Source organism: Flavobacterium sp. W22_SRS_FK3, from assembly GCF_052113665.1.
GTDB lineage: Bacteria > Bacteroidota > Bacteroidia > Flavobacteriales > Flavobacteriaceae > Flavobacterium.
In genome coordinates, this window is the sequence record NZ_JBGQOF010000002.1 from 167,025 (window position 1) to 181,276 (window position 14,252).

At 32.1% G+C, this 14,252-nt stretch carries 12 protein-coding genes; 2 read left to right on the forward strand and 10 right to left on the reverse strand.

The window, feature by feature from the left end; all coding sequences use genetic code 11:
• Positions 1 to 372: 372 nt before the first annotated feature.
• From fsa to ACEN2I_RS02515, 7 genes are all read right to left on the reverse strand, one after another.
• Positions 373 to 1,029, reverse strand: a complete 657-nt coding sequence (fsa, locus tag ACEN2I_RS02485; protein WP_441764542.1) for a fructose-6-phosphate aldolase — start codon at positions 1,027 to 1,029, stop codon at positions 373 to 375.
• Positions 1,030 to 1,370: 341 nt separating this feature from the next.
• Positions 1,371 to 2,696 carry a xylose isomerase gene (gene xylA, locus ACEN2I_RS02490; RefSeq protein ID WP_441764543.1) on the reverse strand — a complete coding sequence of 442 codons (1,326 nt, stop codon included), beginning with the start codon at positions 2,694 to 2,696 and terminating at the stop codon, positions 1,371 to 1,373.
• A 9-nt stretch (positions 2,697 to 2,705) separates the two neighbouring features.
• The gene (locus ACEN2I_RS02495) at positions 2,706 to 4,187 is read right to left on the reverse strand and encodes a xylulokinase (protein ID WP_441764544.1); all 1,482 of its coding nucleotides are present in this window, start codon (positions 4,185 to 4,187) and stop codon (positions 2,706 to 2,708) included.
• A 3-nt stretch (positions 4,188 to 4,190) separates the two neighbouring features.
• Positions 4,191 to 5,198, reverse strand: coding sequence for a GntR family transcriptional regulator (locus ACEN2I_RS02500; protein WP_441764545.1), 1,008 nt, complete (start codon positions 5,196 to 5,198; stop codon positions 4,191 to 4,193).
• A gap of 127 nt (positions 5,199 to 5,325) precedes the next feature.
• Positions 5,326 to 6,018 (reverse strand): NUDIX hydrolase, encoded by a 693-nt coding sequence (locus ACEN2I_RS02505; RefSeq protein ID WP_441764546.1) that lies wholly within the window; start codon positions 6,016 to 6,018, stop codon positions 5,326 to 5,328.
• Positions 6,019 to 6,065: 47 nt separating this feature from the next.
• The gene (locus tag ACEN2I_RS02510) at positions 6,066 to 7,091 is read right to left on the reverse strand and encodes a glycoside hydrolase family 43 protein (RefSeq protein WP_441764547.1); all 1,026 of its coding nucleotides are present in this window, start codon (positions 7,089 to 7,091) and stop codon (positions 6,066 to 6,068) included.
• A gap of 28 nt (positions 7,092 to 7,119) precedes the next feature.
• On the reverse strand, positions 7,120 to 8,553 hold the full coding sequence (locus tag ACEN2I_RS02515; RefSeq protein ID WP_441764548.1) for an MFS transporter: 1,434 nt from the start codon (positions 8,551 to 8,553) through the stop codon (positions 7,120 to 7,122).
• Between the two features lie 568 nt (positions 8,554 to 9,121).
• Here ACEN2I_RS02515 and ACEN2I_RS02520 point away from each other — a divergent pair.
• Both ACEN2I_RS02520 and ligD read left to right on the forward strand, forming a co-directional pair.
• A complete protein-coding gene (locus ACEN2I_RS02520) occupies positions 9,122 to 9,568 on the forward strand; it encodes a hypothetical protein (RefSeq protein ID WP_441764549.1) in 447 nt (148 codons plus the stop codon).
• A 20-nt stretch (positions 9,569 to 9,588) separates the two neighbouring features.
• Positions 9,589 to 12,123, forward strand: a complete 2,535-nt coding sequence (gene ligD, locus ACEN2I_RS02525; protein ID WP_441764550.1) for a DNA ligase D — start codon at positions 9,589 to 9,591, stop codon at positions 12,121 to 12,123.
• Here ligD and ku read toward each other — a convergent pair.
• From ku to ACEN2I_RS02540, 3 genes are all read right to left on the reverse strand, one after another.
• A complete protein-coding gene (gene ku / locus ACEN2I_RS02530) occupies positions 12,120 to 12,896 on the reverse strand; it encodes a non-homologous end joining protein Ku (protein ID WP_441764551.1) in 777 nt (258 codons plus the stop codon). The two genes, ligD and ku, sit on opposite strands and share 4 nt — an antisense overlap.
• A 29-nt stretch (positions 12,897 to 12,925) precedes the next feature.
• Complete coding sequence (locus ACEN2I_RS02535; protein ID WP_441764552.1) at positions 12,926 to 13,291, reverse strand: STAS/SEC14 domain-containing protein; 366 nt, start codon at positions 13,289 to 13,291, stop codon at positions 12,926 to 12,928.
• 396 nt (positions 13,292 to 13,687) lie between these two features.
• On the reverse strand, positions 13,688 to 14,161 hold the full coding sequence (locus ACEN2I_RS02540; RefSeq protein ID WP_441764553.1) for a hypothetical protein: 474 nt from the start codon (positions 14,159 to 14,161) through the stop codon (positions 13,688 to 13,690).
• Positions 14,162 to 14,252 lie beyond the last annotated feature (91 nt).

A 14,252-nucleotide genomic window follows, 5' to 3' on the forward strand; every position in this document is an offset into this window, starting at 1 on the left:
ATAATTAATCTCCCTTTAAAACCAACAAAAAAACTAACTCAAAATTTAATTCCAAATATTTTACAACATTAACATTTAGCATCTGATAACGTTCAAATAAAACCAGACATTTAATTAATGATAAAATTACAGGTAAAGAATCTTTAAGAGATGGACACATTAGTCAAAACAATGGACATTTTTTGCATTTTTTTTAGTGCTTTCATTTACTGAAAATGAAAAATATTTTGCTAAATGATTTACCCAAATAATACTATATGAGACGAAAAGAAGTCTCTCAAAACATAAAAACTCCTTTCAAAATAATTCGAAAGGAGTGTTTTTTTTGTGTTTAAATTTAGTTTTTTGGGAAAAATAAACTAAGATAACTTATTATAAATTCATCTTTTTGGCATCTTCAACAAACTGTTTCAGTCCAATATCAGTCAATGGATGTTTTAACAAACCTTTAATTGCAGACAAAGGCCCGGTCATAACATCAGATCCAATTTTAGCACAATTGACGATATGCATTGTATGTCTGATTGAAGCCGAAAGAATTTGTGTCTGATAATCATAATTATCATAAATCTCCCTGATTTCTGCAATTAAATGCATTCCGTCTGTAGAAATATCATCTAATCTCCCTAAAAATGGAGAAACATAGGTAGCTCCGGCCTTAGCGGCTAATAACGCCTGTCCTGCTGAGAACACCAAAGTAACATTGGTTCTAATTCCTTTTGATGAAAAATATTTACAAGCTTTTACACCATCCGCAATCATAGGCAATTTCACGACTATTTGCTTGTGCAAAGCAGCCAGTTCCTCCCCTTCTTTAATCATTCCTTCATAATCTGTAGAAATAACTTCAGCAGAAACATCTCCATCTACAATATTGCAAATATCAAGATAGTGCTTCAAAATATTTTTTTTTCCCGCAATGCCTTCTTTGGCCATTAATGACGGATTTGTGGTAACGCCATCCAAGACTCCCATTGCCTGGGCTTCTTTAATATCTTCTAAATTTGCGGTGTCTATAAAAAATTTCATGGTTTTTGGTTTAAATTTTATTTTTGATTAAATAATAGTTTTCTGAATTACAATTCAATACAACTGAATTAGAAAAGGGATAGATTTATATGTAATTTAAAAAATGAAAAATGGTAAAGAAATCAGCGTGAGAACAGTTTTGAAATGTTCTTTTTTTTGAAATAAAAATTTAAGACCGTTGACAATTTAAAATTCAACGGTCATAATTACTAAAAAATTAGCTGATTTTCTCTGGCAAATAAAACTAACCTAAACATTTGCCAGAGATAAAAAACTACAAAAAACAATCTTGATTTTGGTTTTATGAATAACCAAAAATTATTTTTTCTTTCTTCGATCAATTAAATATATTGATTGATAATATTTTCGAACAATTCTTGTTTACCGCTTTGAAGATTTAGTTCTCCATTTTCGTTTGCGATAGTATACAAGTCTTTAAGGCTTAATTTTCCGTCAGCAAAATCTTTACCTTTTCCGGAGTCAAACGAACTGTATCTTTCTTTTCTTAATTTTTCGTACGGAGAAGAAGTAATGATTTTGTCTGCTGTAAGTAATGCTCTTGCAAAAGTATCGGCACCACCAATATGCGCTAAGAAAACATCTTCTAAATCAGTTGAATTTCTTCTGATTTTAGCATCAAAATTCACACCTCCGCCTTGTAATCCGCCAGCTTTTAAGAAAACAAGCATTGCTTCAGTAGTTTCCTGAATGTTATTCGGAAATTGATCTGTATCCCATCCGTTTTGGTAATCACCTCTGTTAGCATCAATACTTCCTAGCATTCCTGCTTTCGCAGCCACTTCCAATTCATGTTGAAAAGTATGCTGTGCTAAAGTGGCATGGTTCACCTCAATATTGATTTTAAAATCCTTATCCAAACCATATTCTTTCAAAAATCCAATTGCTGTTGCCGAGTCAAAATCGTATTGGTGTTTGGATGGTTCCATTGGTTTTGGCTCAATAAAGAAAGTTCCTTTAAAACCTTGTGATCTAGCGTAATCACGAGACATCGTTAAAAACTGAGCCATGTGATCCAATTCTCTTCCCATATCGGTGTTCAGTAAAGACATGTAACCTTCTCTACCACCCCAAAAAACATAATTTTCTCCATCTAAAGCGATAGTTGCATCCAAAGCAAGTTTTACTTGTCCACCCGCTCTTGCCACCACATTAAAATCAGGATTTGTTGCGGCTCCGTTCATGAATCTTGGATTTGAAAAACAGTTCGATGTTCCCCAAAGCAATTTAATTCCTGATGCTGCTTTTTTCTCTTTTAAATATTCTGTAATAAATGCTAAACGTTTTTCTGATTCAGCGAAAGTGGATCCTTCAGCAATCAAATCGTAATCGTGAAAACAGAAGTAATCAAATCCCATTTTGCTGATAAATTCAAAAGCAGCATCTGCCTTATCCTTTGCAGCCTGATATGGATCTGAAGATTGGTCCCATGCAAAATTTTGAGTTCCCGGTCCAAACGGATCGCTACCTTGTCCGCAGAAAGTATGCCAGTAAGCAATTGCAAATCTAAAGTGCTCACGCATTGTTTTTCCTGCTACAACCTGATCTGGGTTGTAATATTTAAACGCTAAAGGATTATCAGATTCTTTTCCTTCAAATTTAATTTGACCGATACCTTTGTAGTATTCTTTATTTCCTAAAACTATCATTTTGTTCTTTTATTTATTTATTAATATTAATTCTAATTCTTTTTTCCAGTTTTGATATGCTTTCTCGTATTCCTCTTTGTTTTTTAGAGGCAAAAAGGTCATTACGTGATCATTGGTTGTAATACCTGAACCAAATTTTTCAAAGTCACCATCTGTTAAGCCTACAGCTCTTGCTGCACCTACTGCGCCAGTTGTGTTGTATATTTCTATTTCATGCCCGATCAATGTTGCAATTGTATTCGAAAAAATTTCAGAACGGAATAAATTATCATTACCGGCTCTGATCACATTAATTTTGGCATTATCATCTTTTAAACATTCCATTCCATACACAAATGAAAATGCAATTGCTTCCAAAGAAGCTCTGTATAAATGCGCATTGGTATGAATATTAAAATTGAGATTTAAAATATGGGATCCAACATTTTTATTGTTAAACATTCTTTCAGCACCATTTCCAAACGGAATTACAACCAGTCCTTGCGAACCCACATTTACCTGAGATGCTTTTTCATTCATTTCTTCATAGGACTCATTTCCTGTATTATTGCGCATCCATCTATATTCGATTCCGGCTCCATTGATATTCAGTAATTTTCCAACTCTCGGATTTGATTCTGAATAGTTTACATGAACGAAGTTGTTTACACGAGTACTTTTTCCCGAATTTGTTTCCGTAACAGCATAAAAAACCCCTGAAGTACCTCCTGTTGCTGCTACTTCTCCTGGGCGCAGCACATTTAATGATAAAGCATTGTTTGGCTGGTCCCCTGCTCGGTAAACAATCGGAATTCCAATTGGAAGTCCGGATTCCTGTGAACCTTTTTCGTTAATAACACACTGATTAGTAAAATTTTCTACAATATCAGGAGTCAGTGACTGCTCGATTCCGTAATAATCCAAAAGCCAGTCAGCAACCTTATTTTCTTTATAATCCCAAAGCATTCCTTCGGACAGACCATTTTTAGTAGTTGTTACTTGTCCTGTCAATTTCAAAGCTATGTAGTCACCAGGAAGCATGTATTTATCAATTTTGCGGTAAATTTCAGGTTCATTTTCTTTAACCCATTTCAGTTTTGAAGCGGTGAAATTTCCCGGTGAATTCAACAAATGTTCCCCACATTTTTCGGCTCCAATTTCAGTGTAAGCTTTATTGCCAATTTCAATCGCACGGCTGTCGCACCAGATAATTGAGTTACGCAACGCTTTACCGTTTTTGTCCACAATTACCAATCCGTGCATCTGATAAGAGATACCAATTCCCTGAATTTTAGATGCATCAATATTAGCTTCTTTTATGGCTCTTTTTGTTGCCGTACAAATATACTGCCACCACATTTCAGGATCTTGTTCTGCCCAGTCCGGCTGTAATGACAAGATTTCCATTTCGTTTTGGGGCTCATTCAAGACAATTACTTTTTTGCCCGTTGCTGCTTCAACCAAGGCAACCTTGACCGAAGAGCTTCCAATATCATATCCGATATAATACATAATTTATAATGATTCTCTTAATATTAAATTTGTTGGCACATAACACTGCATAACTTCATCATGTGTTATAAATGCTGCTGCTTGGGTTCCTATCTCCTTAAAATCAGTTGAAACAACCGAAATTCCTTTGTATATGAATTTTTTCATTGGAGTTTCATTGTAAGATAAAAAACCAACATCCTGTCCAGGCTCCAGTTCCTTCTCTTTGCATTGCTCTAAAAAATGTCCCAAAATCCTGTCGCTGATACTGATGTAAGCGATTCCTTTTTCAATTTCAAACTTTTTTGGATCTGTGATAATTTCATTTTCAAAATTAAAATCGGCACAAAATTTCTTAAAATTCTCTAATGTTTCTTTTGGATGATTTGTATAAGTAGGATAAACAAAGCAGATGCTTTTGTACTTCTTAAATAAATCAACCGCTCCATTTAATGAATTATAAAATGCTTTTCCGAAATCCTGAAAAACATAATTATTTTCTTTTTTTGAATGTATATTCCAGTCAATCAAAAGCAATTTATCATTCGAAATTGCCGATAAAATTGATGATACTTCCTTGTTATCAAAATTCATTACCACATATTTATAATACTTCCCAACGCTATTATTAATTATGGTTTTAAAAACATCAATATTATAGTGATGAAATTGAACATCGGTAATAACATTGTCAGGCAAATTATTCACAAATGAATGGTACAAAACCTCTTTATAGGCTTTAAAAGTATCCAGTACCAAGAGCACTTTTCTGGTTTCACCGGAAACATAATACCCTTTATTCGGAACAGAATCAATTGTTTTCTGATCTTTTAAAATTGAATATGCTTTAAAAACAGTATCTCTTGACAACTGATTTTCTTTGCAAATTGCGTTAACAGATGGTAGCAAATCTCCCTTCTGTAAAATATTCTCTGCAATAGCATTGTTTATTCCATTTACCAATTGCTGATACTTGGGAATATCACTATCGTGATTAATTACAAATACAAATTTCTCCTGTTCGTCGTTCATTATACTGTTCCGTTCTGTTCTGGTCTGCTAAAGTAAGTATTTGTTTTATTTAAAAAAATAGTTTTTTGTCAAAATTTGTTATGTTTCAAAAAGATATAATGATCATTATATTGGTTGTAACAATCAACTAAAATCTTAAATTAAATCTTCCTTGCTCTAATTTTTTGTAATTCTCTAAATTAAATTTATAAAACTTAGCGGCCCTATGCGAAACATCTTCTTGTTTCTCATCTAAACCAGACACTAATCCCATTTTAAAAAATTTTCTTCTAAAGTTTGATTTATTTATTTCTATACCCAAAATTTCTTCATATAGCTGCATAGCTTGTAATAACGTGAACTTTTCCGGCAATAAATTAAAACCTATAGCACTTTGGCAAATACATCTTCTTAATTCCTTTAAACTATAATCCAGTATCGTACGATGTTTATAATTTAAATGTAAAGCTTCGTCAATTTTCCACCATTGAACTTCTAACGATTGTAAATGATTTTCTAAATAAAGATTGTCCTTTTTTACTAAGACGTAATATCCAATAGTAATATTATCTGATGGCGAATATTGTGAACTACTATTAAACGCTTCAAGCTGTTTTATATAAAAAACTTCAACTCTAATATATTTTTTTAAAATCTGATTAGAAGTGCTTTCGATAGTTTCTCCTTCAGAAATCCAATGACTTGGTAATCCCCAATTTTCTTTTTCATTATTAACTAATAAAACTTTTAATCCGTCTGTATCAAAATGGAATATAGCACAATCAATACTAACATGATATTGTCTGGCAGTTTCCGGTTTTCTATCACCATTTATTTCCATAGATAATAAAATTAAGTACTTGCTTTTTTTAATAAACTGAACTTTATCTACTTTTCATTACCATAAGGATCTATCGTATTTATAGAACCATCTTCATTGTAAGTAATTTCGGTTACTTTTATTGATCTTAAATGGGTAATCCCTTTTGAAAGACTGGAATCATGATAAAAAAGATACCATTTTTCTTCAATTTGACAGATAGAATGATGTGAAGTCCAACCAATTACAGGATTCAAAATTCGTCCCTGATAGGTAAATGGACCATAAGGATTGTCTCCAATTGCATAACAAATGAAATGCGTATCACCTGTAGAATAAGAAAAATAATATTTTCCATTGTATTTATGCATCCAGGGACCTTCAAAAAAGCGCTGCTCATTATTCCCTGCTAATAATACATCACCATTCTTATCGAGAATTTTAATTTCTCTTGGAGATTCATCAAACTGCTTCATGTCATCTGTCAACAAAGCAACGATTGGTCCTAATGCGGGTTCATTTGAATGAGGCTCTTCGTTTTCTTCAGAAAATTTATTGTTTCGGTATTTTTGAAGCTGTCCACCCCAAATACCTCCAAAATAAAGGTAAAATTTCCCGTCTTCGTCTTCAAAAACTGCAGGATCAATTGTATAGCTGCCTTTAATTGCTTCGGGTTCCGGAATAAATGGTCCTGTAGGCGAATCACTTATAGCCACTCCAATCTGGAAAATTCCGTCTGAACGTTTTGCTGGAAAGTATAGATAGTATTTACCATTTTTGCAAGCAGCGTCAGGCGCCCACATTTGTTTCTCTGCCCACGGAACATCCTTAACATGCAAGGCAACCCCATTATCTATTACCTCAGATTCTATATTTTCCATAGAAAATATATGGTAGTCTTCCATACCAAAATGATCTCCATTATCGTTAAAGGGAATCCCTGCATCAATGTCATGCGATGGATAAATATAAATTTTTCCGTTGAATACATGTGCAGAAGGATCGGCAGTATACATATGTTTAACTAAAGGTTGCGATATGGCTATTTTGTTAATTTTTTCAAAATTAATCTGTTCAATGCTATCTTCAGGCATAGTTGTATTTTGTTTTGATTATAATAATTTATGCTCTTCTTTGTTTTAAATCTGCCTCAATCTGTACTTCCATTTTCTTGTCAATTTCATAGAAAAACAATAATACTACTCCAATTAAAAAAGGAATTGCAGGAAAAATGCTTACCAATAATTTGATTCCGTTAATGGCGATATCTGTTTGTTGTGTCGAATTTGGAATGTAGTCAAAATGTCCTAAAAGCGATGTTGTTAATGCTCCGCCTATGCTCAATCCTGCTTTAAGTCCCACCATCATGGCCGAAAATATAATGGCAGTCGCACGACGGTTATTTTTCCATTCTGAATAATCTGCTACATCTGCAATCATAGCCCAAAGAAGCGGAATTGTAATGCCATAGAAAAATCCATGAAAAATTTGAGAAAAAAACATCAAACTAATTGAGGTTGGAGCAAAGAAATAAAAAGCAATTATAAATAAGGTAGAAATAAATAAAAACAGTCCAAATACATTTCTTTTGCCATATTTGTCAGCGAACCTTTTTGATAATGTAATACCCACTATCATAAAAATGATTCCACCAGCATTAAACAATCCGAATCCTGCAGAAATTGGGTCATTACCAAAAGTATTTAATCCGATTGTTGAAAGAAAATTTAAAATAGGCTGTATAAAAAGTGCTAATTTTTGCTTGTCTACAAAATTCTCAAAATAATACACATAAGAACCACCTTTAATAGCAAGTGTAACAAAAACCAATAAAGTAAGTGTTAATGTAATAATCCAGGGTTTGTTTTTTATTAAATCACCTAAATCTTCTTTTACACTTGATTTTTGTTCCGGTTTTGGTACGATTCTTTCTTTTGTAGTTAAAAAAGTTATTAGTAGCATAATCGTTCCAATTATAGCCAATACAGTCATTACTTTTTCGATACCAATAGCCTTATCACCGTTTCCTGCACTTTTAATAATACCAAGCATAAAAACCTGTACAAAAAACTGTGCAAACATTACAGCAACAAACCGATAAGATGACATACTGTTTCTCTCTGACATATCCCCTGTAATGACTCCACTAAGCGCCGAGTAAGGCAAATTGTTTGATGCATAAAATAATAGTAAAAGTGAGTATGTAACAACTGCATAAATTACCTTTCCCTGATATGAAAAATCAGGTGTTGTAAAAGCCAAAAGTGCAATAACTCCTAAAGGAACTGATGTCCACAAAATCCAGGGACGAAATTTACCCCATCGTGTATGCGTCCTGTCTGCAAGAGCACCGATAATAGGATTAAAAATAAAAGCGGCAATTAGACCTACAACCAGCATTATTATTGAGGAATGCGTAGGAGATAATCCGTATATATCTGTATAAAAATAGGCCAGATACGTCATTAGAGTTTGAAAAACTAAATTGGCAGCAAGATCTCCAAGACTATATCCTATTTTTTCTTTAACTGATAATTTTTGTGAGGATAAATTCATTATTTTTTTATGTGGTTATGGATTAGGTTAGTTAAGTTTTAAACTTACATAGGAATACTATAGTAAATCTGAGGCTAAAATAACAATAAAAACAATCGGTTGTGTAATAATTTTTAAAATTATAAATTAATGAACTAAAATTTAATTCCTCACTTTTAACATAAAGTTATTAAAATTATAAAATAATTGCAATCGGTTGTGTAAACATATAAAATTGTTTTTTATCAAAAAAATTTTAAACTCATTTTTTTGAATAAAATTTCAAATTGAATTCATTTACTTATAATATACTAATTATCCTAAAATAAAAAAACTCAGATAATATTAGCAAAATAATGATTAATTCATTAATTATAAGAAGTTTATACCCTATTTCAAATCCCTGAAAATTATATAATCTGAAATTTTAATTCTATAAATATAAATGCTTTATGAGCTATAAATTTGATAGTATAATTCGGTCGCATACTTGTTATTTCTAAAGATATTCTAAATTAATATATTAAATAACTTTAATTCTAAATGCTTAATTTTTATTATTAACAAAAAATAATTAAATAATAAATATATGGATTTATATATTTTTTTAAAAATACTTATAGCATCAATTGCAGCAACATCAGCAATGACACTATTTAGTTATGTCATTTCAAAAAGCTTTAGAGAATTATATAAAGAACCAGTATTGCTAACTTTTGTTTTAAGCAAATTAAAACTTGATTTACCACTAAAAACAAAGACAACTATAGCATGGTTTTTACATTATTTTATAGGATTATTTTTTGTCACCAGTTATCATTTATTTTGGGTAAATGATATTTTAAAAACCTCTTTTTTGAATGCACTTTTATTGGGAGCCTTAAGTGGAATAGTCGGAATTATAGGCTGGATACTCCTATTTAAAATTGCCGACTTCAAGCCCAAAATAGATTTTAAAGGCTATTATATACAACTGTTTTTTGCTCATGTCATATTCGGTATAACAGCAACATTCGTATACTGTTTTCTTCAATAATTTTTTAAGTACAAAATCTTATGTCACTATCTAAATACAATCAAAAAAGAGATTTTAAGCAAACTCAGGAACCTAAAGGTGAAATTGAAAAGTCTACACAGGAACTGATTTTTGTGGTCCAAAAACATGCTGCCTCTCATTTGCATTATGATTTTAGGCTGGAGATGAATGGAGTTCTTAAAAGCTGGGCTGTACCCAAAGGTCCTTCAATGAATCCTGATGATAAACGCCTTGCCATGATGGTTGAGGACCATCCTTATAGTTACAAAGATTTTGAAGGCACTATTCCTGAAGGAAACTATGGAGCCGGAAATGTGATAATTTGGGATAATGGAACCTATAAAGCTGATAAACTAACAGAAACTCCTGAAAAAACATTATTAGGTAATCTTAAAAAAGGACATTTAAGTTTTATTTTAAAAGGTAAAAAACTTAAAGGTGAATTTTCTTTAGTCAAACTAAAAGGCAGACAGGAAAACGCCTGGCTTTTGATTAAGAAGAATGACAAATACGCAACCGATACCGACATATTAGAAAAAAACAAATCGGTATTGTCAAAAAGAGCATTGGAAGAATTGGAAGATAAATCTAAGAAAGCCACTCTCGCTGTCAAAGAAAAAACACCTTCAAAAAAAAAGAATGCCCCAAATGAAAAGGCAGCTTTTATTAAACCAATGCTGGCAAATATAAAAGAAAAGCCTTTTGATGATGCGGACTGGGTATTTGAAAAAAAATACGACGGATATCGTGCTATTGCTGTTATAAATCCGCCACAAGTCGAATTATTCAGTCGTAACGAAATGTCATTTAACTCAAATTTTAAAGCTGTTGCGGATGAGTTAAAAAAAATAGATCACACCGCAGTTTTAGATGGAGAAATCGTAGTGGAGGATGAAAACGGAAAAGCAAATTTCCAATTGCTTCAAAATTATATTAAAACAGGTTCCGGAACTTTAAAATATTATGTTTTTGATCTTTTAAATTTAGACGGGAATTCAATTACAGAATTGTCTTTGCTGGAAAGAAAAGAGCTATTGAAAATTTTATTTAATAAATATCAATTCAAAAACATTTTTTATTCAGAACATACTGTTGAAAAGGGATTAGAGTTATTTGATCTCGCCATAAAAAATAATGAAGAAGGCATTATTGCTAAAAAAGCTGACAGCAATTATAATGTAAATAGACGAAGTAATGACTGGCTTAAGATAAAAACTTCTAATCAGGAAGAAGCCATTATTATTGGAATTACTGAACCTAAAAATTCGAGAAAATATTTTGGCGCCTTATTGCTTGGTCAATATTATGGCAAAAGGTTACAGTTTATAGGAAAATGCGGGACTGGTTTTAATACCGAAACCCTGAAAGAATTGCACACTAAACTTAAGCCTCATTTTATCAGTAATTCTCCTCTTAGTGAAAAACTAGCCTTAAGAGACACTATTCAATGGGTTAAACCAAAGTTAGTATGTCAGGTTAAGTTTTCAGAATGGACACAGGATAAATATCTTAGACATCCTGTATACCTCGGTTTAAGAATCGATAAAAAAGCTAGTGAAGTTTTTGTGCCGTCAAATACCAAAAGCCCTGATTCAATAAAAAAAGAGATTATGAATACCAAACCAAAAGATAAAACAGAAAACGATTATGATTTGAAAGTAGGTAAAACCACGCTTCACTTAACAAATCAAAATAAAATATATTTTCCAAACGACGGGATTACCAAAGGAGAGATTGTGCAATATTATAATGAAGTGGCTGATCTCATGCTGCCCTATCTTAAAAACCGTCCCGAATCTATGAATCGATATCCAAATGGAATTGATGCTCCCAGTTTTTACCAAAAAGATGTTGATACAGAAAAAACGCCTTCGTGGTTAAAAACCAAAAAAATATTCTCAGAATCTAATGATGCAGATGTTAACTATCTAATTTGCAACAACAAGGAAACACTGCTTTATATGGCTAATTTAGGCTGTATAGAAATAAATCCATGGAATTCGACCATACAAAATATCGATAATCCGGATTGGCTGGTAATCGATATTGATCCTGATAAGCAGGATTTTACTGTTGTGGTAGAAACAGCCTTAGTTGTGAAAGAAGTAATGGATGAATTAGAAACGGAGTGTTTCTGTAAAACCTCCGGAGCTTCGGGATTGCACGTTTATATTCCGCTTGCGGCACAATATGACTATGATTCCATAAAAATTCTGGCCGAATTGATCGCTAAAGAAGTACAGTCAAGATTACCGGAAACAACATCCCTGGAACGCAGCATTAAAAAAAGAAACCATAAAATTTATATTGATTATTTGCAAAACAGAATTGGTCAGACTTTAGCAGCGCCTTATTCTGTCAGACCTAAACCTGGTGCAACTGTATCAACGCCATTAGAATGGAGCGAAGTAAACAGTAAATTACATCCGTCACAATTTACTATTAAAAATGTATTAAAACGATTTGAAAAAAAAGGAGATTTGTGGACTCCTGTATTATCTAAAGGTGCCGACATAAAAAAAATCCTCAAAAAAATTGAGGATCAGAAAGATTAAGATGATTTTTTCTTCTTGTTTTCAAGACTTGCTTTTAGCATTTCCATTAAATCACCTTCTTGTTTGTGTACTACTTTAAGTTTTCCGGGTTTTGATGTTTTTCCTTTTGCTTTGTTTTTGATGATCTCAAGAAGTTTGGCAGTATATTCATCTTTAAAATTACTAATATCAAATTTCTCTGTAAGCTGATCGATCAATTTATTGGCCATATCCATTTCTTTGGTTTTTGCTTTTGAAATGGCAGGAAGTTTAAGATCTTTTGTATCCCGAATTTCCTGTTCAAACCGAATTCGGTTCAAAACTATTGCTTTTTTATAAGGCTTTAAAATAGCAAGGCTTTCTTTGTTGCGCAAAACAAAACTTGTCACTCCTACTTTTCCTGAATTTTCGAGTGCATCCCGAAGAAGTGCATATGCGTTGGCAGCTCCTTTGTCAGGTTCAAGATAATAGGGCTGTTCATAATAAATACTCTGAATTTCCTTTTCATAAACAAAACTTTGAATATCAATAGTTTTTGTTTTTACGGCATCTGCAGCTTCAAAATCCTGATCTTCTAAAATAACATATTTATCGTCAATTTTATATCCTTTTACAATGTTAGAAAAAGCGACTTCTTTACCAGTATCTTCATTTACACGCTTGAATTTTATATTTGCGTGGTCTTTTTCGTCCAGCATATCCATATCCAAGCTGCTTTCTTCTACAGCTGAGAATATTTTAATTGGAATATTAATTAAACCAAAACTAATCGAACCCGTCCATATTGACCTCATAATAAATAATTTAAGATTGGTGTAAGAAATCAAATATTCCCTTCTACCCAATTTAGTGCTTTATTAAATTCTTCTTTTTTAAAACCGCGAAATTCACCAGGAACGATATAACTGAAACCATTTGTAAATGAAATAATTTCGTCAGTATCTGAAATAATAGCAGCCCTGTTCCATTTTCCTAAATGTTTCAATCCAATTAAGGCATCCTGCAGCCAGGCACCAGATGTAAAATTACCAATATCGGTATCTAATACCAATAAAAAATTAATTTCGTTAATTCTGTTCACTAACTTATCAATAGCTGGAACTACAACTGCTTTAAAATCTTCTTTAGTTACTTCGGCAAGCGCTCTAAAAGCAACTATATTATCTGCTGTATCAATTATGTGTATCATCGTTCATTTTTTTATATTCTACTTTCAAATTTAAAAATACTTAATAGAGATTTACTTATATGATATCTTTAAAGTTTTATAGAATAACTATCTCATTTAATTATATTTAAATTTTAAAAAGAATGAAGTTGATTCAGAAAATTGCTGATTAGAGGTTGCTAAAGAACGATAAGCAGTAAACGTCAGGTGTTGTTACGTAATTTTAAAGCTAAAGAATTGACTTTTCAACTTAATAAACTTCCTAATATAACCAATATGATATAAAAAGTCATTTATTTTATTTTTTATACCAAATTGGATATAATTAAAAAACCAAAACGCCCCAGTTTCGTAATTTGAGGCGTTTTTCTTTAGTGTATTTTAATCAAATTAGTGGCGATCATTTTGCTCATGATCTTAACCCTTGTTAGAATTCCCTTTAGATTTATTTGAATCATTATGTTCAGGACTTCCTTTTTTGGGTTGCTGTCTGTTATTGTGCTTGTCGTTTTTTACAGGTTTATTTCCTCTGTTTTTTTGAGGCTTACCATGATATCCTTTTGGGTAATCCGCTCTGTGTTTTGTATGATAGATATAAGGAGAATTTCCTTTGTAATCATTCAACACTACTTTATAACCACTGTACAAATCATATTGTCTGTATCTAGCCGGAAGTCTTCTATCGCGGATCCACTGACCGTTATTAACGTAGATGTACTGACTTTGGGAAACATCATAATAAGTATCAATATCCGGTAAATAATAATATCTGCTGTCATCATTTCCTTGTGGCGCCCAATTTGGAGGGGTTCCAATATTTACATTTATTGAAACCTGTGCGTGTGCAAAAACATTCATTAAAAGTAGTAATGCTAAGCCTAATCTTTTCATCTTTTTGTTGTTTAGTATTAATTGATTTAAACAAAGCGAAAGTAGTGCCAAAAGCTAGGTTTAACCGATCTATTATACAGAACCATTGTAC